This window comes from Pseudomonas sp. 5.2, from assembly GCF_059025405.1.
Genome location: NZ_JBYBHH010000005.1, coordinates 332,920 through 354,676, shown reverse-complemented (window position 1 = coordinate 354,676; position 21,757 = coordinate 332,920). Strand labels below are relative to the sequence as shown.

Annotated in this window: 18 protein-coding genes; 14 read left to right on the top strand and 4 right to left on the bottom strand. The window is 59.8% G+C overall.

Features of this window, described 5'->3' with window-relative positions:
- Positions 1–29: 29 nt before the first annotated feature.
- From pqqC to AC5PZ0_RS10825, 5 genes are all read left to right on the top strand, one after another.
- On the top strand, positions 30–782 hold the full coding sequence (gene pqqC, locus AC5PZ0_RS10845) for a pyrroloquinoline-quinone synthase PqqC (protein ID WP_027596451.1): 753 nt from the start codon (positions 30–32) through the stop codon (positions 780–782).
- Positions 779–1,051: a pyrroloquinoline quinone biosynthesis peptide chaperone PqqD gene (gene pqqD / locus AC5PZ0_RS10840; protein WP_493854900.1), complete on the top strand. Its 273-nt coding sequence runs from the start codon at positions 779–781 to the stop codon at positions 1,049–1,051. Before pqqC ends, pqqD begins: the two co-directional genes overlap by 4 nt.
- Positions 1,029–2,171, top strand: a complete 1,143-nt coding sequence (pqqE, locus tag AC5PZ0_RS10835) for a pyrroloquinoline quinone biosynthesis protein PqqE (RefSeq protein WP_493854899.1) — start codon at positions 1,029–1,031, stop codon at positions 2,169–2,171. Before pqqD ends, pqqE begins: the two co-directional genes overlap by 23 nt.
- An 89-nt stretch (positions 2,172–2,260) precedes the next feature.
- Positions 2,261–3,424, top strand: a complete 1,164-nt coding sequence (gene ercA, locus AC5PZ0_RS10830) for an alcohol dehydrogenase-like regulatory protein ErcA (RefSeq protein ID WP_252824533.1) — start codon at positions 2,261–2,263, stop codon at positions 3,422–3,424.
- On the top strand, positions 3,408–5,135 hold the full coding sequence (locus tag AC5PZ0_RS10825; protein ID WP_493854898.1) for a PAS domain-containing hybrid sensor histidine kinase/response regulator: 1,728 nt from the start codon (positions 3,408–3,410) through the stop codon (positions 5,133–5,135). Before ercA ends, AC5PZ0_RS10825 begins: the two co-directional genes overlap by 17 nt.
- Before the next feature lie 149 nt (positions 5,136–5,284).
- Here the strand turns inward: AC5PZ0_RS10825 and AC5PZ0_RS10820 are convergent, their stop codons facing one another.
- Positions 5,285–5,950 carry an RraA family protein gene (locus tag AC5PZ0_RS10820; protein WP_252824531.1) on the bottom strand — a complete coding sequence of 222 codons (666 nt, stop codon included), beginning with the start codon at positions 5,948–5,950 and terminating at the stop codon, positions 5,285–5,287.
- A gap of 99 nt (positions 5,951–6,049) precedes the next feature.
- The gene (locus AC5PZ0_RS10815) at positions 6,050–6,949 is read right to left on the bottom strand and encodes a LysR family transcriptional regulator (RefSeq protein ID WP_099453863.1); all 900 of its coding nucleotides are present in this window, start codon (positions 6,947–6,949) and stop codon (positions 6,050–6,052) included.
- Between the two features lie 176 nt (positions 6,950–7,125).
- Between AC5PZ0_RS10815 and AC5PZ0_RS10810 the strand changes: the two genes are divergently transcribed.
- From AC5PZ0_RS10810 to AC5PZ0_RS10770, 9 genes are all read left to right on the top strand, one after another.
- Positions 7,126–8,475: an MFS transporter gene (locus AC5PZ0_RS10810; protein WP_493854897.1), complete on the top strand. Its 1,350-nt coding sequence runs from the start codon at positions 7,126–7,128 to the stop codon at positions 8,473–8,475.
- 59 nt (positions 8,476–8,534) lie between these two features.
- Positions 8,535–9,197 carry an RraA family protein gene (locus AC5PZ0_RS10805; RefSeq protein ID WP_493854896.1) on the top strand — a complete coding sequence of 221 codons (663 nt, stop codon included), beginning with the start codon at positions 8,535–8,537 and terminating at the stop codon, positions 9,195–9,197.
- A gap of 189 nt (positions 9,198–9,386) precedes the next feature.
- Positions 9,387–10,562: an MFS transporter gene (locus tag AC5PZ0_RS10800; RefSeq protein WP_493854910.1), complete on the top strand. Its 1,176-nt coding sequence runs from the start codon at positions 9,387–9,389 to the stop codon at positions 10,560–10,562.
- Positions 10,552–11,193, top strand: a complete 642-nt coding sequence (locus AC5PZ0_RS10795; protein ID WP_493854895.1) for an alpha/beta hydrolase — start codon at positions 10,552–10,554, stop codon at positions 11,191–11,193. Before AC5PZ0_RS10800 ends, AC5PZ0_RS10795 begins: the two co-directional genes overlap by 11 nt.
- Before the next feature lie 483 nt (positions 11,194–11,676).
- A complete protein-coding gene (locus AC5PZ0_RS10790) occupies positions 11,677–12,279 on the top strand; it encodes a M15 family metallopeptidase (protein ID WP_493854894.1) in 603 nt (200 codons plus the stop codon).
- A gap of 90 nt (positions 12,280–12,369) precedes the next feature.
- Complete coding sequence (locus AC5PZ0_RS10785; protein ID WP_493854893.1) at positions 12,370–13,137, top strand: N-acetylmuramidase domain-containing protein; 768 nt, start codon at positions 12,370–12,372, stop codon at positions 13,135–13,137.
- Positions 13,138–13,218: 81 nt separating this feature from the next.
- Positions 13,219–13,722: a hypothetical protein gene (locus AC5PZ0_RS10780; protein WP_493854892.1), complete on the top strand. Its 504-nt coding sequence runs from the start codon at positions 13,219–13,221 to the stop codon at positions 13,720–13,722.
- Positions 13,723–13,745: 23 nt separating this feature from the next.
- The gene (locus AC5PZ0_RS10775; RefSeq protein ID WP_493854891.1) at positions 13,746–14,105 is read left to right on the top strand and encodes a hypothetical protein; all 360 of its coding nucleotides are present in this window, start codon (positions 13,746–13,748) and stop codon (positions 14,103–14,105) included.
- Between the two features lie 53 nt (positions 14,106–14,158).
- Positions 14,159–15,370, top strand: coding sequence for a hypothetical protein (locus tag AC5PZ0_RS10770; RefSeq protein WP_493854890.1), 1,212 nt, complete (start codon positions 14,159–14,161; stop codon positions 15,368–15,370).
- 48 nt (positions 15,371–15,418) lie between these two features.
- Here AC5PZ0_RS10770 and AC5PZ0_RS10765 read toward each other — a convergent pair whose 3' ends face one another.
- On the bottom strand, positions 15,419–19,324 hold the full coding sequence (locus AC5PZ0_RS10765) for a patatin-like phospholipase family protein (RefSeq protein ID WP_493854889.1): 3,906 nt from the start codon (positions 19,322–19,324) through the stop codon (positions 15,419–15,421).
- Between the two features lie 382 nt (positions 19,325–19,706).
- Positions 19,707–21,746: a YeeR family protein gene (locus tag AC5PZ0_RS10760; protein ID WP_493854888.1), complete on the bottom strand. Its 2,040-nt coding sequence runs from the start codon at positions 21,744–21,746 to the stop codon at positions 19,707–19,709.
- Positions 21,747–21,757 lie beyond the last annotated feature (11 nt).

Here is a 21,757-nt window from a genome sequence, read left to right as displayed (position 1 = left end):
GGCTGGCACCGCGCGCCTGGAGAACCGCAATGACCGACACCCCCATGACACCCCCTGAATTCGAAGCGGCCTTGCGTGCCAAGGGCGCCTATTACCATATCCACCATCCCTTCCATCAGGCGATGTATGCCGGGCGTGCGACCCGTGAGCAGATTCAGGGCTGGGTTGCCAACCGCTTCTACTACCAGGTCAACATCCCGCTCAAGGACGCGGCAATCCTCGCCAACTGCCCGGACCGCGAAGTGCGCCGGCAATGGTTGCAACGGGTGCTCGACCACGATGGCGCGCCGGGCAGCGAAGGCGGCATCGAAGCCTGGTTGCGCCTGGGGGAGGCGGTCGGGCTGACGCGTGAGCGCATTTTGTCCCAGGAGATGGTCCTGCCTGGGGTGCGTTTTGCTGTGGACGCCTACGTCAATTTCGCCCGCCGCGCAGGCTGGCAGGAGGCTGCCAGCAGCTCGCTGACCGAACTGTTCGCGCCGCAGATCCACCAGTCGCGCCTGGACAGCTGGCCCCAGCACTACCCCTGGATCGATGCCGCCGGCTACGACTACTTCCGCACGCGCCTGGGCCAGGCGCGGCGCGACGTCGAACATGGCCTGCGCATCACCTTGGCGTATTACGTCACGCGTGCCGGCCAGCAGCGGATGCTGGAGATTTTGCAGTTCAAGCTCGACGTGCTCTGGAGCATGCTCGATGCCATGAGCATGGCGTATGAGCTGGAGCGGCCGCCTTATCACAGCGTGACCCAGGAAAACGTCTGGCATCGGGGGATCGCCCTGTGAAACTGATCGATGGCGAACAGGTGCTGGGGTTGCGCCGCGGCTACCGCCTGCAATGGGAGCCGCGCCAGGATTGCCATGTGCTGCTGTACCCCGAGGGCATGATCAAGCTCAATGCCAGCGCCGGCTTGGTGCTAGAGCTGTTGGACGGCCAGCGGTGTGTGGCGGCGATCATTGACGGCTTGGCGCAGCGCTTCCCCGATGCACAGGGGCTGGACGAGGATGTGCTGGCGTTTCTGGAGGTGGCCCGTGGCAAGCACTGGATCGAATGACACGCGCCCGGGGCCGCCGCTGTGGCTGCTGGCGGAGCTGACGTACCGCTGCCCGTTGCAATGCCCGTATTGTTCCAACCCGTTGGACTTTGCCCAACATGGCCAGGAGCTGACCACTGACGAGTGGATCCGCGTGTTCCGCGAAGCGCGGGCGATGGGCGCCGCGCAGCTGGGCTTTTCCGGCGGCGAACCGCTGGTGCGTCAGGACCTCGCGCAGCTGATCAAGGCCGCGCGGGACATGGGCTACTACACCAACCTGATTACCTCGGGTATTGGCCTGACCGAACAGAAAGTCCGCGACTTCAAGGTCGCCGGGCTCGACCACATCCAGATCAGCTTCCAGGCCGCAGATGAGGCGGTCAACAACATGCTGGCCGGCTCGCGCAAAGCGTTCGCCCAGAAGCTGGCGATGGCCAAGGCAGTCAAGGCCCAGGGCTACCCGATGGTGCTGAATTTCGTGACCCATCGGCACAATATCGACCAGATTGCCGACATCATCGAGCTGTGCCTGGCGTTGCAGGCGGACTTCGTGGAACTGGCGACCTGCCAGTTCTACGGCTGGGCCGAGCTCAACCGTGCCGGCCTGCTGCCGACCCGCGAGCAATTGCAGCGGGCCGAAGCCATTACCCAAGCGTATCGCCAGCGGCTGGAGGCCGAGGGGCATCCGTGCAAGCTGATTTTCGTCACGCCGGACTACTACGAAGAACGCCCCAAGGCCTGCATGAACGGCTGGGCCAACCTGTTTCTCGATATCACCCCAGACGGCACTGCGCTGCCGTGCCACAGCGCCCGCCAGTTGCCGGTGGCCTTCCCCAACGTGCGCGAGCACAGCATCGAGCACATCTGGAACGATTCTTTTGGCTTCAACCGCTACCGTGGCAATGACTGGATGAAGGAGCCTTGTCGCTCGTGTGATGAAAAACACCAGGACTTGGGCGGCTGCCGCTGCCAGGCGTACATGCTCACCGGCGATGCCGCCAACGCCGACCCGGTGTGCAGCAAGTCGCCGCACCACGGGGTGATCCTCAAGGCCCGGGAGCAAGCGCAGACCGCAGGGCAGGGCATGGCGCAGCTGACCCTGCGCAACGAGCAGGCGTCGCGGCTGATTTTTCGTGGCTAAGCCGGGCCCCCGCTTTGGTCTGGTTGCTTTCGCTGCGGGATGCTTTAGGCTGGCGATTACCTTCCAGAACAATAAGAACAGGCTTTCCAATGAGCCAGAGTTTCAGCCCACTTCGCAAGTTCGTTTCGCCTGAAATCATCTTTGGTGCCGGCTGCCGGCACAACGTCGCCAATTACGCCAAGACCTTCGGTGCGCGCAAGGTGTTGGTGGTTAGCGACCCCGGCGTAATCGCTGCGGGTTGGGTGGCGGATGTCGAGGCCAGCCTGCAGGCCCAAGGCATCGACTACTGCCTGTACACGGCCGTTTCGCCCAACCCGCGGGTCGAAGAGGTCATGCTCGGCGCCGAGATCTACCGGGAAAACCACTGTGACGTGATCGTCGCCGTCGGCGGCGGCAGCCCGATGGATTGCGGCAAGGCGATCGGCATCGTGGTCGCCCACGGGCGCAGTATTCTCGAGTTCGAAGGGGTGGACATGATCCGCGTGCCCAGCCCGCCGCTGATCCTCATCCCCACCACGGCCGGCACCTCGGCCGACGTGTCGCAGTTCGTGATCATTTCCAACCAGCAGGAGCGCATGAAGTTTTCCATCGTCAGCAAGGCGGTGGTGCCCGACGTCTCGCTGATCGACCCGCAAACCACCCTGAGCATGGACCCGTTCCTGTCTGCCTGCACCGGCATCGATGCGCTGGTGCATGCCATCGAGGCGTTTGTGTCCACCGGCCACGGGCCGTTGACCGATCCGCATGCGCTGGAAGCCATGCGCTTGATCAATGGCAACCTGGTGCAGATGATCGCCAACCCGACCGATATCGCCCTGCGCGAGAAGATCATGCTGGGCAGCATGCAGGCCGGGCTGGCGTTTTCCAATGCGATTCTGGGTGCGGTCCACGCCATGTCCCACAGCCTGGGCGGCTTCCTCGACTTGCCCCACGGCTTGTGCAACGCGGTGTTGGTGGAGCACGTGGTGGCGTTCAACTACAGCTCGGCACCCGAGCGTTTCAAGGTGATTGCCGAGGTGTTCGGCATCGACTGCCGCGGGCTTAACCACCGGCAGATCTGCGGGCGCCTGGTGGAGCACCTGATCGCCCTGAAGCACGCGATCGGCTTCCACGAAACCCTTGGCCTGCATGGGGTGCGTACGTCCGACATCCCGTTCCTGTCGCAACATGCGATGGATGACCCGTGCATCCTCACCAACCCCCGCGAGTCGAGCCAGCGTGATGTCGAGGTCGTTTATGGCGAGGCCCTCTGACGAGCAGCAGCGGGCGCTCGCCGGGCTGCTGGGGCTGGGCGACCACTCGGCACGCAAGAGCCATTACCCGGAGCTGGCAGCCCGCCTGGACGAGCTGGAGGCCGAACGCAACCGCTACAAATGGCTGTTCGAAAATGCCGTCCACGGGATTTTCCAGGCCAGCCTGCAAGAAGGCATGCGTGCCGCCAACCCCGCGCTGGCGCGCATGCTTGGCTACGACAGCCCGCAGGCGGTGCTGTTTTCCCTGACGGACCTGGCCGCCAACCTGTTTGTTGGCGGCGCCGAAGAGCTGCATGCGATCACTGCGACGCTCGCGCGCGAACACAGCCTGCACGGCTACGAAACCCGCTTGCGGCGCCGCGACGGCAGCCACCTTGATGTGCTGATGAACCTGCTGCTAAAGCCTGGCCACGAAGGGCTGGTCGAAGGCTTTGTCGCCGACATCACCGAACGTAAGCAGGCCCAGCAGCACCTGCAGCAACTCAACGACGAACTCGAACGACGGGTCGCCGCGCGGACCGATGAACTGCTCGAGGCCAACCGCAACCTGCAGCAGCAGATCACCGAGCGTAAAGCGATTGCCCGCGCCCTGCGCGATGCCCGCGACGCCGCCGAAACCGCCAACCGCAGCAAGGACAAATACCTGGCTGCTGCCAGCCATGACCTGCTGCAACCGCTCAATGCCGCCCGCCTGCTGATCTCGACCCTGCGCGAACGGCAGTTGCCGGAGGCGGAGCAGGTGCTGGTGGAGCGCACCCACCAGGCACTGGAAGGCGCCGAAGACCTGCTGACCGACCTGTTGGACATCTCCCGGCTCGATCAGGCGGCGGTCAAGCCCGACGTGGCCTTGTACCGCCTCGACGAACTGTTCGGCCCGCTGGTCTCGGAGTTCAGTTCGGTGGCGGACGCTGAAGGGCTGAAGCTGCGGGCGCACATTGGCGACTATGCCATCAACACCGACCTGCGGCTGATGACACGGATTTTGCGCAACTTTCTCAGCAACGCCTGCCGCTACACCGACGAAGGCAAGATCTTGCTCGGGGCCAGGCGTTGCGGCAGCCACTTGCGCCTGGAGGTCTGGGACACCGGGCGGGGCATCGCCGAAGATCGGTTGGAGGCTGTTTTCCTTGAGTTCAACCAACTGGACGTCGGCCGTGCTGCCGATCGCAAAGGCGTGGGCCTGGGGTTGGCTATCGTCGAGCGGATCGCCAAGATTCTCGGTTACTGCGTCCAGGTACGGTCGTGGCCGGGGCGTGGCTCGATGTTCAGCATCGAGGTACCGATCGGCACAGAAGTGCCGCTGCCTGCTCACCCTGCTATGCCGCAAGCCAGCGCCGGAAACCCGTTACCCGGCCGCCGGCTGCTGGTGTTGGACAACGAAGTGAGCATCCTCGAAAGCATGGGCGCGCTGCTTGGGCAGTGGGGCTGTGAGGTGGTGACTGCGACCGACCAGGCCGGTGCCCTGGCGGCCTTGCGGGGGCAGGCGCCGGAGTTGATCCTGGCGGATTATCACCTGGACCACGGCGTTGTGGGTTGCGAGGTGGTCAGGCACTTGCGCGAGCATTTTGCCGTCGCCATGCCAGCGGTGATCATTACCGCAGACCGCAGCGATCAGTGCCGGCGCGCCTTGCAGAAGCTTGGCGCGCCGCTGCTGAACAAGCCCGTCAAACCGGGGAAGTTGCGGGCGGTGTTGAGCCAGTTGTTGGGGTAGGACTGTTAGGGCCAAAGGGGCCGCTGCGCGGCCCTTCGCAGGCAAGCCAGCTCCTACAGGATTATGCTAATTTCAAGGAATGCGCTCCCCCTGTAGGAGCTGGCTTGCCTGCGAAGGGCTGCGCAGCAGCCCCTGGCGATCAGTTCACCTCAGTTCGACAAGCCTGCTTTATCCAGCACCTTGTCGAGCCACGACTGGTCCAGTGCACCCGTGGCAATCTCTGCCTTGACGGCCTCTTCGTGAGCCTCGTGTTCGCGCGCTTTGCCTAGCACGAGTTCAGCCACGTTCTGGGGGAAGGCGACGATGCCGTCTTCGTCAGCAACGATGATGTCACCGGGTGAGACGAGCATGCCACCAATCGAAACCGGCACGTTGATTTCGCCCGGCCCGCTCTTGTAAGGGCCGCAGTGCACGACAGCCCGTGCATAGCAAGGGCTGGTCTTGAAGCTTTCAACGTCGCGAATCGCCCCGTCGACGATGAAACCGACGCAGCCACGCTGCTCTGCGTAGAGCTTGATCAACTCGCCGATGACCGCATTGTTGGTGTCACCCTGGGCATCGATGACCAGTACATGACCGGGTTCGAGCAGCGTCAGTGCCTTGTAGATGAACAGGTTGTCGCCGGGGCGCGTTTTGACGGTCAGCGCAGTGCCGACCAGCTTGCCCGAGGTGTTGTAGCGGGTAAGCCCTCGCGCGCCAATGTGTCGACCCAGGTTGTCGCTGATGTGCGGCGTCACGACCGATCGGAACGATTCGATCACATGCGCAGGGGCGAGTGTTGGCGACGGCAGGATACGAGACCCGGGTAACAGCATGACAATCTCCTGAATGGCTTGACCCAGTGGGGTATGGGTCGATGGTAGGAGAGAACTACCGTTACTTTTAGCGATATTTATTGATTAAAAAACATCGCCTCAGGTGATGATAAGCCGGGTGAAGTCGCAGGCCTGTTGCGCCAACCGCGCCACTTCATTGCTGAGCCCTTGGTAGCGGTCAGCCCGGTGCACGCAGACATAGCTGATCGGCGGCAGTGGCAAGTCGGTTTGTATGACCTTCAAACGGCCCTGCTCGATCATCGAACTCATGCATTGCCTGGGCAGGTAGCTGAGCCCGACACCCGAAATCGCCAACCCGACTTGTGCCACCAGGTAGTTGCTGGTGAGCGTCTTGGTCAGCCGCACGTCATGTTCCGCCAGCCAGCGTTCGTAGGTTTTTCCGGTGCCTGAGCTGCCTCCCTGGGTGAGTACCGTAAACGACGACAGCGATTGCAAGTCCATGGGGGCGTCACTCGGGTACAGCGAGGGTGAGCACATCCACGCGTTTTCGACAGAGGCGAGCGGGGTACTGATGAAGCGGGCATCGCGGAAGATGTCAGGCACGATGATCAGGTCAAGCTCGTCAGCCTCGAGCCGGCGCAACAGGTCGGTGCTCAACTCGATCGAGGGTTCCAGATCGACCTTGGGGTAGGTCTGGTGAATTTGATCGACCAGGTTCGGCAACCACGTGAGCGCCGTGAGTTCCGTTACGCCGAGCCTGAAGCGTCGGACCAGCGTTTCTTTCGAGCTGATGCGCTCCAGCAGGTTATCCCGCTGGCGCAACATTTCAACGGCGCAGCCATGTAGCTCCAGGCCCTTTTGGGTCAGCCGGGCGCTGCGTTTCGAGCGGTCGAAGATGGCTACGCCAAAGGCATCCTCGAGTTCTTGCACGCGTTTGGAGATCGCCGATTGAGACATGTTGAGTTTGGCGGCAGCCGCTTCAAAGCTGCCCAGCTCGACAATCCAGTAGATGGCCTCGATTTGCTTCAGCGTGATCATCGCGTGCTCCAGGTGTGAAAAGCCCGTTTCAGAGCGGCCCCGAAGTGATTTCAAGGCAGGTGAGTGAAAGCGATTGTCCACTAAAAGTGATGATAAGTGGTGAGTAATTGTCGCTTTTTTTCTACCTTTGCGGCGCCTAGATTACCGCCGAATTACAAAAACAAAGGTATGTACCTATGTCGATCGCTGAAGTTGCCTATGCCAAAGGGCGCAGCAGTTACCGGTGGATCGTGGCTGGCATGATCTTCTCGATCTACACCATCGCTGCCGCCGACCGTGCCAATCTCGGCGTGGCGTTGCCTTTTATTCGCAAAGAGTTCGAGATGAGCAACGCCGAAGCGGGTGGGCTGATGAGCCTGTTCCTGCTGGCTTATGCCTTGGCACAAATCCCGGCAGGCTTGGCCTTCAGCCGCCTGGGCGTGAGCCGGATCTTGCCGACCGCCATGGTCATGACGTCGGTGCTGACCGGGTTGGTGGGCACCGCAGGCTCACTGCTGGCGTTGAAAATCTATCGGTTCGGCCTGGGCCTTGCCGAAGGGCCGCTGCCGATCAGCATGACCACCACCATCAACAACTGGTTTCCGCCGAGAGAAAAGGGCATTGCTTCAGGCATTTTTCTGTCTGCGGTCAAGTTCGGCCCGGTCATCGTACCGCCGCTGTGTGCCGTGATCATCGCGGTGTGGGGCTGGCGCGAGGTGTTCTATTTCTTCGCCGTGCCGGGCATTTTGCTGTCGATCGCCTGGTACTTTCTGATTGCCGACCACCCTTCGAAAAGCCGCTTCGTCAATCAGGCGGAGCTTGATTACATCACTGACGAAACGCCGCGCGACAACGTCGCCAGCAATGAACCCGCCGCGCAGAAGACCCCAGGGCGAGGCTTCGAGCGCCTGGACTTCTTCATTCGTCGGCGCGAGGTAGCGGCGCTGGAGACCAAGCGCCAGGTCTTCGGTTCGTGGTTGATCTGGGGGAGTGCGCTGGCGTACTGCTTCCAGCTGGGTGTTTCCAGCGTATTGTTGTCCTGGATCCCCACCTACCTGATCACCGTCAAAGGCTTCTCGTTGATGAATATGGGGTTGGTCTCGGCTGCGCCTTGGGTTGGGGCAGTGCTGGGCAACCTGTTGGGCGGCTATTGCTCGGACCGTTGGTTGGGCGGGCGGCGCAAACCTGGGATGCTGCTCTCAGCGCTGGGTACCTCGGTGATGATGTACCTGTTGATTCATTCGCCTGCCGACCCGTTCTCGTACGGCCTGTTGCTGATGGCGACCGGCATCGTGCTGAGCTTCGGGTTCTCTTCTTACATGGTTTACCCAATGGCACTGGCGACCAAGCAGACGTTCCCCGTCGCCAACGCCATCGTCAACATGGTCGGGCAGCTAGGGGCTGCGGCGACGCCGTTTTTGACCGGCTTGTTGCTTGACAGTTATGGCTGGAACTACGTGTTCTCTTACCTTGCGATTGGTTCGTTCGCCAGCTTTGTGCTGTTGCTGACGATTCTGGAGCCGGTGCCGAAGACCCAAAAGGCGTGACCTCACGGCCTGTGGTGTCACCCGTTGTGATCAATCCGTCTGTTTGAAAGGAGCTAATGATGCACGCAGAAGATAAAGCGCTGGTCGCACTGTTCGAAGGCCTGGACACGCCCGGCGTCTCGGATGCCTTGGACAAGCTCGGCCTGCCTGGCCATTGCTTTGGTGTGATGCCGCTCGACAACTACAAGCAGGTGGTCGTGGGGCCGGCGTTCACGGTGAAGTACGTGTCGGCGAGCGTGCCACCGGGCACCGTTGGTGACTTCATCGAAGAGGTCGCTGAGGGCGATATCGTGGTGATCGACAATGATGGCCGCACCGACTGCACCGTGTGGGGCGATATCATGACCCAATATGCCGGGGCCCGGAAGATTGCTGGCACGGTGATCGACGGCGTCTGCCGCGATGTGAACAAGGCCTTGGGCGATGGCTATCCGCTGTTTACCCAGGGGCGCTTCATGCGCACGGGCAAGGACCGTGTCCAGGTCGAATCGGTCAACCAGCCGGTTTCCATCGGCCAGGCGCGTGTCTGCTGCCGTGACATCATCGTTGCCGATGCCAACGGCGTTGTTGTAGTGCCGCGTGAGCGGGCGCAAGAAGTTGCCCAGGTTGCCCGTCAGATCGAAGCAGTCGAAGCGGATATCCGTGCGTTGATCAGCGAAGGGCGCACCCTCAAGCAAGCGCGCGAAGCGCTGAATTACCACACCTTGCAACGCAAGTCGTAAGTGGCATTGTGCCGACCCCTGCAGGTGCAGGGGTCAATAGCTGTTATGCCCAGAGGGTTTAGCACCGCTCGCAGCATCGCCTTAAACTAGGCGCGTGCGTCCCGCGCACTGATTCGTTCGTCTTGTTGAAGGTTTACCGTGCACGCCGAAGCTCGTCTACCCGGGGCCCTTGGCATTTTTTGCCTGGGCATGCTGCAGATTCTGGTCTGGGGCGGCTCGTTCTTTTTGCTGGCGGTCATGGGCGAGCCGATAACGCGCGAGACCGGTTGGGGCAGCCAGTGGGTGTACGGCGCGTTGTCGCTGAGCCTGATGGTCTCGGCCCTGCTTGCACCGCTGTCGAGCCGCCTGGTTGCCCGTTATGGTGGCCGGACACAACTGGCCAGCAGTGGCGTGATCGTTGCTCTCGGGTTGTTGATGATCGCGGCTAGCCAGACGTTGCCGACGTTTTTGCTCGCGTGGGTGATCATCGGTGTTGGCATGGCCGCCGGGCTCTACGAAGCGCTGTTCGCGACATTGGGTGCGCTGTATGCCGAGCGTGCGGGTAAAGCCATTACCGGCATCACCCTGATTACAGGGTTTGCCACAACCCTGTGCTGGCCGCTGGTGGCATTTGCCATCGAGCATGTGGGCTGGCGCTACGCGTGTGTCGGCTATGCCGCAGTGCTTCTGGTGACAACGCCGTTTTACCTCAAGGTACTGCCGAGCGCCGTCCGGTCAGCGCCGCGCAAGCGCCTCATCGAACAGAGCAGCGCGGGCGTGAACCGACGCGTGTACCTGCAACTGACGTGGATCTTCGCGCTGGGGGCGGTCGTCATGACCGCCATTTCGGTGCAACTGGTCGCCGTTCTGCAAGGGCTGGGCTATTCGCTGGCTGCTGCCATCGCGCTTTCGGCGTTGTTGGGGCCGAGCCAGGTCGCCTCGCGGGTGTTGCAGATGCTAGCGGGCAAGCGCCACCCCATTTGGACTGCACTGGTGTCAGTCGTGCTGGTTGCGGTAGGGGTATTGTTAGTCGCGTTTGCGCCAGGCGCGACAGCGGCGGGCTTGTTACTCTACGGCCTGGGCAACGGACTGCGAGCGATCGTTCGCGGCCTGCTACCGCTGGCGTTGTTGCCACCGTCGCAGTACGTGGTGCTGATGGGCAAGATGTCGCGGCCTTCACTGATCGGCCAGGCACTGACACCGTTAGTTGGCGGCTACCTGCTGCAGCACTTCGGTGCCATGGGGGTGCTCATGGCGTTGGGCTGCTTGGCGGCAATCAATGTCGGGCTGGTAGTGATGGTGTTGCGCGCGTTGCCAGCAGCCAAGTCGGCACCGAATGAAACGGACGAAACGATAGCGGTCGATGGAGATAGCGATGCACGATGATGCACGAAGCGAACAGCTGATCACGGGCCCGGCCGGGCTGATCGAATTGATTGTCGATGAACCGGTGTTGCCCGTCAGGGGCATTGCGGTGGTCAGCCATCCGCAACCCTTGCTGGGCGGCAGCCCACACCACGTGGTACCGCTGACCTTGGCCCGCAAGCTGTGCGCTGCAGGCTGGCGCGTGGTGCGCCCGAGCTTTCGCGGAGTGGGGCAAACCGCTGGCGCACATGCCGAGGGAGTAGGTGAGGCCGAAGACAGCATTGTCGTCGTCAGGCACCTGCAGGAACGTTACCCCGAGCTGCCCATCGCACTCGTCGGCTTCTCGTTTGGTGCGCACGTGTTTGCCAGGGTCGCGGTCACGCTGGAAAGCTCGCTGCATGCTGTCGCGTTGTTGGGGCTGCCGGTGGGAGAGGTGCCTGGCGGGCGGTTCTACCCAGCGCTGCCGTTACCGTCCCGCTGCCTGTTGCTGCATGGCGAGCACGACGAGATGGCGCCGCTGGCCAACCTGCTTGATTGGGCACGGCCAGAGCACCGCCCGGTCGTGGTCTATAGCGCGGCCAATCACTTCTTCAAAGGCTGCCTGGCGCAGGTAGCAGACCAGGTGGTCAGGCATTTGAACGAGAGAAGCTGAACGCCCGGCAGGATTGATGTATAGCTGCCTGGTATCTCAGACATTCACGGGAAACACGGCTTTCCCTAGGCCTCGATGATGCCTTCAATCCTGACGAGGCGTTCTTGTTTTGTATCGACTATCTCCTGGCGGCATTTTCAACTTCGCTAATCAATTCAGTGCTGACGCCGGCCAGCAATAGAGCGCATAGCGAAATCTTCTATCTCTGCACTTTGAATTTGCTCACAACTCGCTCTTGACTACTTCACATGTAGACGTAAACCGACGCGGGTACGCTTGAATCTACAGTCGTCCATTTTCGACGCGTCATTTAAGCACTGACGTGGCAACTGCTTTTATGGACGAGGTTATGTGCGTGAACCCTTTAAATCATCCGCGTCCGTTCAGGTGCTGATAATGCGTTGTGGGCGGCCCTACTATTCCCCACGGGAAAAGCCGACCTAGGCGTTTTGACTTGGCCATCCCGAAGAAGGAGGGTTGCAGATGGATATCGAAAAGATGATCACTGCGGTACAGAGGGCCTTGCACATCGACGTAGATGGGCGAGCCGGCCCACAGACGTGGGGCGCGATTTATGAACATATCGTTGGCCCACTCGAGGTCGAGGAAAATGAAGATTCAGCCGTCGATACCCGCAGCCAAGGCGTGATCGAGACGTTGTTGCCGGAAGTTCGTCCCTACGCCCGCGAGTTGCTTTTTAACGCGGCGGCTGCAGGCATTCGCATCAAGATCATCAGTGGGCTGCGCACTTACGAGGAACAAGATCGTTTGTATGCCAAGGGCCGAACGATCCCCAACACGTCAATCGTCACCCATGCCCGAGGCGGTGAGTCCAATCACAATTTCGGCACCGCCTTCGACATTGGCGTATTCGAGGGCAACCAGTACCTCGATGACTCGCCAAAGTACAAGGCGGTTGGCGTACTGGGCATGGAACTGGGTCTGGAGTGGGGAGGTAATTGGAAGACTATCGTCGACCAGCCTCACTTCCAGCTGCGCCCGACCTGGGCCAACGGCATGAGCGAAAGGAGCATGTTGGCAGAGCTTCGCAGGCGCAAGGCGGCAGGTGATGCCGTCTACGCCTGACTCGCGGGCAATGGATGCGTACGCGTCACTTAACCGGTGCCAATTCGATCAGGGGCAACACCTCGAACATTGGCCAAATAGGAGGCGGGTATGAATTTCCAAGGCAAAGGCAGTCCATTGAACGACGAAGGCATGAACGAAGTCTGCGACACGCTGGGCGTATCCGAATCGGAAATATGGGCGGTACTAACGGTCGAGACACGTGGCTTCGGTTTTCTTGCCGACCGGCGACCACAGATACTTTTCGAACGGCATGTCTTCCACCGGCTGACCCAAGGTGCGCACGACAGCAATGCCGATATCAGCAAATCCAAGGCCGGTGGCTACATTGGCGGTGCCGGCGAATATGGAAGGCTGGAAAAGGCCATACAATTGGACAAGACCGCTGCGCTGCAGAGTGCATCCTGGGGGATTGGCCAAGTCATGGGGTTCAACTTCAAGGCGGCCGGCTTTGACTCTGCCGATAAGCTGGTCGCCGGCATGGTAAAGGACGAGAACTCGCAGCTACAGGCCATGGCGAACTTCATCAAAAATAATAACTTGGCGGGTGCGCTGCAGCGTAACAATTGGGTGTCCTTTGCTCGCACTTACAACGGTGGGGAGTTCAAACGCAATGAGTACGACACGCGCCTGGCTGCTGCCCATGCGAAGTTCAAGGTGACCTTGCCCGACCTCAGCCTGCGCACCGCCCAGGTCGCGCTTCAATACCTTGGCATGGACCCTGGGCCGATTGACGGCATCCGTGGCCGCCGAACCTTTTCGGCGCTGATCCGTTTTCAGGAAACACAAGGCATTGCCGAAACCGGCCTCTTGGACCAGGACACCCTTGAGCGTTTGTTGGCGAAAGCCTTCGCGTAAAGCAGGGCCACGTTTTCTGCCTGTATCAAACGACTGCATGGCGTCTTGAGATGTCGACTGTTATTGCATGGGAGAAAGCCAATGCGAGCATCTGCGCAAACAAATTTTCTTCGCAGCATGGGTGTCGCGTTAGTGCTTGCGATAGGGGCGTGTACCACACAACTTGCTCCCCTTTATGATCATGCCTTGGTGGAAGGGCTGACGTCGGTCAACGCAAAAACGATGGAGTTGATGGCTTCAGCATCCGACGGTACGACAAAAGAAACATTTGCCAACCGAGAAAACCAGTACAACAACGTCATTGGTAGCCTTGATGCACTTGCGCTGCAAGCCGCAGCGCGTCCTGCGCCGACAAACCATCTGGTGACGGCGATCAATACGATGGGGGAAGCCCCTGGCGCTTCAGACGAACGTCAAGTGGTCTCCAGTTCCACCGCATTGATGGAGATTTCGAAGACGGTTTCACGGATGCGCGAGATCGACAAGAAACATGGCATTACCGGCCGTGAGGTTCGGGCGTTCAAAGGGCAGGTACTCATCTACATGGATCAGGCATTGACCTATGAAGCGGCACTGGAACGCTAGCGTGATCGCATCAGGAGAAGAACATGGCAGCCATAGACGTGGAGCAACTGGTTACGGACATCAAAGGCGCAGTCAATGCAATCATCAACAAGGACATCGTGGCAGTTAAAGGCTTTTCCGACCGTCAATTGAAGGCGATCGTTGTGCAGGCCAAGCTTGTGGCGGAAGGGATAGCAACGGGTGAAATAACCGAAGAAACTCGGGAGTTCTTCCTCGACGGCATCGAGAACATGACCGATAACTTTCTCGCGACGCTCAAGGGCTTGTTCCAAGTGACCGTCGAGAAACTCTGGAATGCAGTGGTGGGTGTGGTGTGGGGCGCGATCAATAGCGCCATCGGTGTCACAACAGGTCTCGTGCTTCCAGTGCCGACAAAGGAGTAGCCGGAGCGAAGCAATTGAGGCCCTCATGATGCGCGTATAGGGGAGCAGATGACATGGCGATGAAAGAAGTGCTTCAGTCATGGCTGGAAAGCATCAAGTCGCTGTGGTCGTCCAACGCTGCATCGAGCGTTGAGGTAAACAGACGCGATTTCGATGACATCAGGAAGGTCAATACTGCTTTGCTGCCGCTTTTGTTTCTTGGGTTCGGGGCCGTGATCTGGGTGGGTTGGCCTGCCAGCGCCGTCGGCGCGATGTTGATGTGGGCAATGGCCTGTTTATCCGTTGGCGCGACGGTTGGATTTCTCTTCGGCATTCCCCGTTCAGGTGCTGGTGTTACAAGACACAACGCAGCAAGTGACCCTGCGCGGCACGACGTTAAGGCAGGGCCTGTTGAGACAGAGGGGGACACAGGCCGTCCCAATACGAACCTGGAGGAGGTTTCTGACTGGCTTACAAAAATCCTAGTGGGTCTGAGCCTGGTCAATCTGAAAGCAATCGAGGAGCGCGTGGTGCTTGTCAGTCACAAAGCGGCGGCTGCATTACATGCCACGCCTACCAGTGTTGATGTTTCCGCGGCGACTGCCTTGGTCATCGGCTTTCCCGTCGTTGGATTTCTATGTGGTTATCTCTATACGCGCCTCTTCTTGCAGGGCGCTTTCATTCGCTCTAATAATCAGATGTTCAAGTGGCGCGAAGTGGTTGCCGCGGAACTCTCCCATGTGTCCCCCGACAGTGTGAATGCTAGCGGTGTGCCGTCTGTGCCGTCTTCGACCGATCGGCGGGCCGCCGAACGCATTTTGCTGGTTGCCCCTACGGACCGGCCGAATGAGCTACTTGCGCCGCTGCAGGTACTGGCTCGCGAGTACGAAACGGTGCGGGGTGCAATGCCTTCTGGAGACGCGCGTACCCTCAAGATGTCAGAGATTGCCAGTAGCATGAAAAAGCTGGCACTGGCGACAGCGCCCTTTTTGCCGCAGCTCACACAAAGCGCATCGCCAGGCGAACGCTTGGCAGCGGTCATTATTTTACAAATGAAGTTTGACCCTAATTATATCGAGTGGCTGGCCAATCGTTTGTATGAAGAACCTGCCTTTACCGGATATCAGGCGGCGAGTGCCTTGGTTGCACGTATGCCCATAGTGGGTGAACCCGAGCGGCAACGAATCAAGACAGCCGTGGCGGCTGCCATGAAAAAACGATCCGACCTTGGGCTGGAGTTGCCAGAAGGGTGGGACAAGCTCCTGGCGCAAATCATGGCAGCCTGAGGAGAGAGGGTAAGGGTTGCGTGTTGGGTTCATAAGCGCTTGGTCCCACTAACCCTCTTTCTTGAACATCTCCCCACTGACCTTGTCCCCGCTGCTGAACCACACCTCGATTACACCCTTGGCGCCCTTGAGGGTGGGGGAGAGGGGCTCCGACTGCCAATCAGCGTCCGGCACTTCAGCTTTCACGGCCTTGACGATCGATTCTGCACAGATCTTCCCTAAGTCGTCGTGATAACGAATCGTTGTTTTAGCGACTTCTTTGGGCGCAGGACGTGCGGCACGGAAGGCGGTGGCAACGACATCTTCAATGGGGGGCACGTTGGCGTGCCAATTGTCACGCCACCATGTCCGGAACTCACGGACCTGGTCGCGCATCGTCGGGCCATAGATCTGCATATAGATCGTAATGCCTTCGCAGACCGCAGCGTCCTCATCTCGAGTTGGGCGCGGTTGTGCGGGTTCAACAGGCGCTTGAGGCGGGCTCACTTCCACAACCGTTGAAGCTGGCCCATGGCAGCGCTCCTGAATGTCCGTCAACTCACCTTGTTCAGGAACACCCTTGCCTGTTATCCCGTAGGCGCTCTTGAGGTACTCAAATTGCCCAGCCAGCTCATCACGCCGTGCAGAGCAGGGATGCAGCGTATTCCATGTGCCACTCGCACTGTAGTCGTAGCCCCAATACACCGCCGGTGAAGGTGGGCGCGTGCTCACCAGGCAAGCCCCCGCAGCCATTGATGCAAGGCCAAGCCTGGCCTCCACCATGGCCTGGCAGGCACGCCCCATGTTTTCCCTCAGTGCTGAGCAAGACGCAACGACATCCGCAATCACGCGCATGCCAAATTCCGAGTTCATGAGCCAGTCTGCTTCGCCTTTCACGCAATAGGCGTCTCCCGCGCGTAGCAGAGCCACTGCGAGTCGATTGGCGGCGCCAGAGGCATCACTGCTCGGCGTCTTGGGCGGCAGCTTTTCCCACAGTTGTGAGATCTCCACCATGGCGTTGCGCTCGCCCACTGTTCGGGTGTTTTGTGCTGTTCGGTATGACTCGAACGACTGCCAGGCGGCAACGCCCAGCGACAGGACAGCCCCTGCCCCAAGGGTGGCGCCAACCGCACCTGCCTGACGCCCCCAAACACTTCTCGAAACGCGAGGAGCGGCAGGTTTGTCGGCCACCGTTGCAACAGTTGCAACAGGTAACGAGGGCACCTGGCCCGGATTAAGATCGAACAAAGTACTCAGGTGCGCCCTGAGTTGGGCAATCAGCTTGCTGGAGAGGTGTTCGCCGAGGTCCGTACCCAGCGAAAAGTAGGATTCCCATTGACTCTCGCTGAAAAACTGATCGCCTGTGGGCTCCTGCGGGAACAGCGGGTGCTGGCGCTTGTAGTTCGCCACATCCATCGAAACCGACCTGCATGTATTGGGCTTTACCAGTATGAGAATCCCGGGTTTCGACGCGGGCGCATCCGGGTAGTGGATCGTGGCCAGTGCCAGACAGCTCTCGTTGTCGTCCTGTGCGAGGTCCTGCAGCGTGCCGAAGTAACTGAGACTGCTGCACCACCCGCCTGCAGGTTTACGGGTGGCTTTCGATGCAAGCAGCGACCAGTCACGAGGTGCGTGGAACGTGATGGTGGTATCCAGATCGATGCGTGCCTTGCGCACCAGGTTTTCAACGTCCTCGAACGAATAGCCGGGGTCTGCGCCGCAGTCGGCCAGTACGATCACGCTGGCGCGTTCGAGCAGCAGCGGATAGACACCGGTGTTATCGAAGTGCCCGCCATCGCTGAGGTACCAGTTATCCTTGGGGCCAGCACCGAAGGTCGCAGACAGTTCCTGCAGCAGCGCCTTAGACTTGCTCGTGACGCCGCTCAACGCCCGGCGGATGGAGGAGCACTGAGTGCCTGTGGGGCCTTGCCGCTCTTCGCGGGAGAGCCAGTACCCCAGGCGCACACCGGCGAAGGTGAGTAACGCTGCCAACCCGCGTTGTGTTCCGGCACCCAGCCCCGGCGCAGCCGCGGCGCCGGAGACGGCCAGCCAGCCCCCGAGGCTGAGCTTGCCAATCCCCGGGAAGTCGTTTCTCCAGCCTTCTTGACTCAGGCGTGAGTCACCGCCGGCCCGCACGCTCAGGGGCAAACCTTTACGGTCCTGGTTGAATAGACGGCCCTGCGGGTCGGCTGTCTGGTTGACGCAGGTGTTAATGATGTGAACAGGGCCGCCGGCCAGGTGCGGCTTGTAGTCCGCGAACGGTACGTCATCACCGGGAGCGACCTTGCCGACATTAAGAACCCTGCTCGTAGTGAGCTCGCTGGGGTCGATCGATGCAAGGGCCGAGAAGGCCCCACGCCCACTGAAGCGAGCATTGTTGGTTGCTCCTAGGTAACTGCGCACCAACCGGGCTTTGTAGAACGTATGCAGAGAAGAAAGGTTGAGGAAGCCCAAGTTCGACCCGGTTGCCGCAACGTACAGCGCTGTGGGGCCAACGATGCAGAACCATGACAGCCAACCCGCGCCGAATTGCGGCTGTGTCAGGCCGGCAGTCTCGCCGTCAGATTTTATGAAGCCCGGAAACACCGGGGCGAAGCTGACTTTCAAGACCAGCGACACCCACCAGACGAACAACGCGGCAGTGAGCAGGTAACCGGCCAGTTGAAAGAGGTGGGGAAGGAGGTGACCGGCCGGCTTCGCGTGCTGCTGCGTTCGCCCCTTGCTCGCCCGGAGGCTGAGCATCACGGCCTGGGCAACACCGGAAACGATTGCCAGCAGTATCCCTAGGTCAAGCGTTTCGAAAACGCGAGTCTGGAATGCCAGCAACCAGGCAAGGCGTTCGGCGGTGCCCAGCGCCACGATAAGCAGGCTCAACCCAAGGCACCCCATCAGTTGATGTGTCAACTGGTTGCGCAGCTCCGACAGGGCATCTTTCTCAGGTGCACCACGGGCCACCTGCAGGGCGTTCTTTTTTACCAGGTGGTGCCATGCCAGGCCGGCATGAAGGGCAGAGGTGGCCAGGAGCACGACGACGGCCGCTGCCACGCCAGGCAGGAGGTTGACCAGGGCCACGGTATCTTGTGCAGTCGGGGAGGGTTGCAGCATTTTTCTGATTTGCAGTGCTGCAACTACCAGTGTTGCGGACACCACAGCTTTCCCCATGCAATACCAGCCAAATCGTTTACCGACCCACTGCGTGTCCCAGTACGTGAACACTAGGTGCAGCGCGATCGGCAGTATGATCGTCAATGCCAGCCAGGCAGTCGGCAGCCACGGTTTGAGGAATGCCAGCCAGTTGAACAGCTCGGTTGTTTCCGCTCGATAGCCAGTTGCTGCGATACCCTGCCATACACCAAGATCCACTGCTGTCAACAGGCATCCCGCGAGCACTGCAAGAAGCCCGAATTCAAAATGCAATGCCAGGAGATTGCGCAGGTAGAGTGTTATGGCAAACAGTCGGTCGATGAAGCCGGCGGGTGCCAGGTAGCGCCCGTTGGACCGCAGCCACCAGCCGAACCAGGCGTTCTCGGCATTGGCCACGGCTTCTTCAACCCGGTCGGCGGCGGCTTTTGGCGACGGGTTGGCACCCTGCATGGTGGCGGTGTTTGCTAACCCGGTGGAGATTTTGGCGATCTGTTGAGCATCCGGTCGCTCGCGATCATAGAGACGCCCGAGCATGCTGCCTACGTAGCCGCCGCCGGAAACCGTCGAGAGCACGTCAAAACGGTTGAGTAGCCGCTGCCTTGCGAGCCCGCGCAGCAGGCCAAAACTGAAGGTCGCGCTGCGGATGCCGCCACCGGAAAGTGCCAGGCCCCAAACGTCGTTGCCCCCTGCAGGCAATTGCCCAGCAACGTTGGCGCTTTCGGCCACGAGTTGGTGTCGTCGGGCAGTGATCAGGTTTCTGGAGTCGTTGGCAGGTGGCGTGTCAGTGGTCTCAGCGGGCGCTGCAGGCCCGGTCGGGTCGTGTTCAGTCATGGCTGACTACCCGCCATTTTATCGAAAGTTGACGAACTGCAGTTTGCAGATGCCATTTTCCAGATAGACGCCATCACAGGATCAGCCCCCCTGAAACACGTTCCGCCGAGTGAACTGCTCAGGGTCGGCCAGACCCTTCTCTGGGCTCAGTCAGCACACTAAGTAACCCGTGTGGTCTAGAGAGTTGCCAGTTGCTTTCATTCATTCAAGCCAATGGCTGCGGAAAATCAAGCATTGCCATCCGGTGCTCGTCAAACCATCGCTCGTGGCGGCAAAGCGCATTGAATGCCAGCCCCGGGCGGTGAATGGGTAGGCGGTGGTCGATGTAAAAAACACCTTCACCTACAACATTCGACGCCTGTGAATCAGCGGGGGAGGTGTACTACAGTCGGAAGTGCCCTTTGATCAGGCGCAAAATCCTGCGCATATCAATGCGAAGCTCTTTGGATGACAAGCCAATGGGCGCGTAGCCATTGATTTCCAGGTGTTCATCGCCAACCCGTGTATTCGACGGCAGTGTGTGATAGTCGATTTTGTAGGCGTCACTGAACAAGGGTTTTATCCACATGGACGCGTGGGTCAGAATGATCCCGTCGGTTGCGGCGCCCAGTGTCGTTGTATCGATAACGGCGATAACGGCATCTATCGGTGCCCCCTCTTCAATTCGGCCAAACGAATTCAGCGCGTTGCCGAGTTTTTTCAAGCCCCTTGTGGTGACGAGCGCTTCGCCCCAAATGATAGAGTCGGATTTAACGCCCTCTACGTTCAAGAAACCTGTAAGTACCTCAGCGAAGGTGGCCGTCAGTTCAGCTGTTTCCGACGGTGTTGACAATTCGCCGTTGTATTCGGCCGCACTCAATTCACCGATAATGCAGGCTTGCTGCTGTATCAGCTCATCATCCGACGGAGCACCAATCGCCGCGCGCAACTTCAAGGCTACTTGAGCATAACCTTCGAGCCGCTGGCTCATGAATTCGGCTCGGCCTGCATCGCCCATCGCGTGTGCCTGCATGAAGAAGTCTGGTAGACCGTCTTCATCCAGCAGGCTGACGATGTCTTCGATTTCATCACTCAACAGCAGGTAGTCTTTGGCAACCTTCACCAACTGCATTTCAAACAAGGCTTGCAGGGCGACTGCGTCGTCGGTGATCAGGTTGTCCATCACCGAGCTGGTCAAGTAGCCTGCGGCCAAGCTGCCACCGATGGCGCCGACGATACCGCCAATAAGCGTACCTGGGCCCGGAAAACACGCCGTTCCAGCCAGTGCGCCGCTGGTGAAGCCTGCGTATCCACCACCGACGCCACTGGCAATGCCGGTAACGTTCTTGGCGAATTGCAGCGTGGAAATACGCCCCCGACAGGCACGGATGATATCGCCTGTCGACAACACAACAGTCGATATCAACAGACTGACCATATTACCGCGCAGCAGTTTGGCGAGCGTGTTGGTCGCCGCGGCGCCGGTAAGCACTTTCCCCGTCATGGACTTGACCAGGGCGGATACCAATTTCGGGCTCAGTTGTTCAACGAACGCTTTGCTTACTTCGCGAAACGCTTGCTCGAACGCCGTTCGGCCCAGTTGGCTGGAAATCACGCTGATAGCAAGTGCACTACCACCCACCTTGAGACCTGCCCAGGCGGCGTTTTTCAGAGCGACGGCAGGAGGCTGCCCTGACCAGATGCCTTGGGCGAATGCCACTGCGGCAGAAAGGGAGCCTGCCGCAACCCCGACCTTGATCCCGTTGAGTGCATCGAAGGTGATGCTGTCGACGGTCCCGAACTTGGCGATATTAACGGCCTGTTTGTAGGTCAAGTTGCCCTTGCGAACAACTTTCTCTGCATCGTTCGGATCGGTGTATCCGGGGATTTTTCCCGCTTCGATACGCGCCCTGACAGACTTGAGTGCATCTTCATATTTGTCAGACGGCACCTCGATCTGCATGGCCTTGCCATCGTGCATGTAGCGAAATTTTCCCGCTTTGTCATAGCAACTGGAAATACACCGGCCACCGGTCGCGCAGTATTTGGATTGGATTTTTACGCCGTCAATGATCCGATCGGCGCCGTTCAAGGCATTGTCATCGCCGATGATCCTGGCTTTCTTCAGGTTGATCCTATCGATGAGGTGGTTGCCTTGCTCTGCTGCAAAACCATGACCGCCGCTGGCGTTGAAGCGAACTTGGTCGGAATACAGATTACTGGTTTCGTTTATGCCGAACGCGGTGCCGACGGCAACATCGGGCCTGTACTTTTCACTGGTATTGGCAGGCTTTTCGGATGCGTGATGGGGCCTGTGACTAACCGGAGCACGGACCTCATCGATCAGCTTGATTCTGGGTAATTTTCGTCGAGAGTGAACATCTCCACGGTGGTCTTCTGTGGTGTTGCTGTGTTCGGTTTCAGCGGATTCTGTCGCGTTCAATTTTCATCAGC

Excerpts from the sequence above, each read along its gene's own strand:
- pqqC (WP_027596451.1), top strand. The coding sequence starts at position 30 with ATGACCGACACCCCCATGACACCCCCTGAATTCGAAGCGGCCTTGCGT.
- ercA (WP_252824533.1), top strand. The coding sequence starts at position 2,261 with ATGAGCCAGAGTTTCAGCCCACTTCGCAAGTTCGTTTCGCCTGAAATC.
- AC5PZ0_RS10825 (WP_493854898.1), top strand. The coding sequence starts at position 3,408 with ATGGCGAGGCCCTCTGACGAGCAGCAGCGGGCGCTCGCCGGGCTGCTG.
- AC5PZ0_RS10820 (WP_252824531.1), bottom strand. The coding sequence starts at position 5,950 with ATGCTGTTACCCGGGTCTCGTATCCTGCCGTCGCCAACACTCGCCCCT.
- AC5PZ0_RS10815 (WP_099453863.1), bottom strand. The coding sequence starts at position 6,949 with ATGATCACGCTGAAGCAAATCGAGGCCATCTACTGGATTGTCGAGCTG.
- AC5PZ0_RS10810 (WP_493854897.1), top strand. The coding sequence starts at position 7,126 with ATGTCGATCGCTGAAGTTGCCTATGCCAAAGGGCGCAGCAGTTACCGG.
- AC5PZ0_RS10805 (WP_493854896.1), top strand. The coding sequence starts at position 8,535 with ATGCACGCAGAAGATAAAGCGCTGGTCGCACTGTTCGAAGGCCTGGAC.
- AC5PZ0_RS10800 (WP_493854910.1), top strand. The coding sequence starts at position 9,387 with ATGCTGCAGATTCTGGTCTGGGGCGGCTCGTTCTTTTTGCTGGCGGTC.
- AC5PZ0_RS10795 (WP_493854895.1), top strand. The coding sequence starts at position 10,552 with ATGCACGATGATGCACGAAGCGAACAGCTGATCACGGGCCCGGCCGGG.
- AC5PZ0_RS10790 (WP_493854894.1), top strand. The coding sequence starts at position 11,677 with ATGGATATCGAAAAGATGATCACTGCGGTACAGAGGGCCTTGCACATC.
- AC5PZ0_RS10785 (WP_493854893.1), top strand. The coding sequence starts at position 12,370 with ATGAATTTCCAAGGCAAAGGCAGTCCATTGAACGACGAAGGCATGAAC.
- AC5PZ0_RS10780 (WP_493854892.1), top strand. The coding sequence starts at position 13,219 with ATGCGAGCATCTGCGCAAACAAATTTTCTTCGCAGCATGGGTGTCGCG.
- AC5PZ0_RS10775 (WP_493854891.1), top strand. The coding sequence starts at position 13,746 with ATGGCAGCCATAGACGTGGAGCAACTGGTTACGGACATCAAAGGCGCA.
- AC5PZ0_RS10770 (WP_493854890.1), top strand. The coding sequence starts at position 14,159 with ATGGCGATGAAAGAAGTGCTTCAGTCATGGCTGGAAAGCATCAAGTCG.
- AC5PZ0_RS10765 (WP_493854889.1), bottom strand. The coding sequence starts at position 19,324 with ATGACTGAACACGACCCGACCGGGCCTGCAGCGCCCGCTGAGACCACT.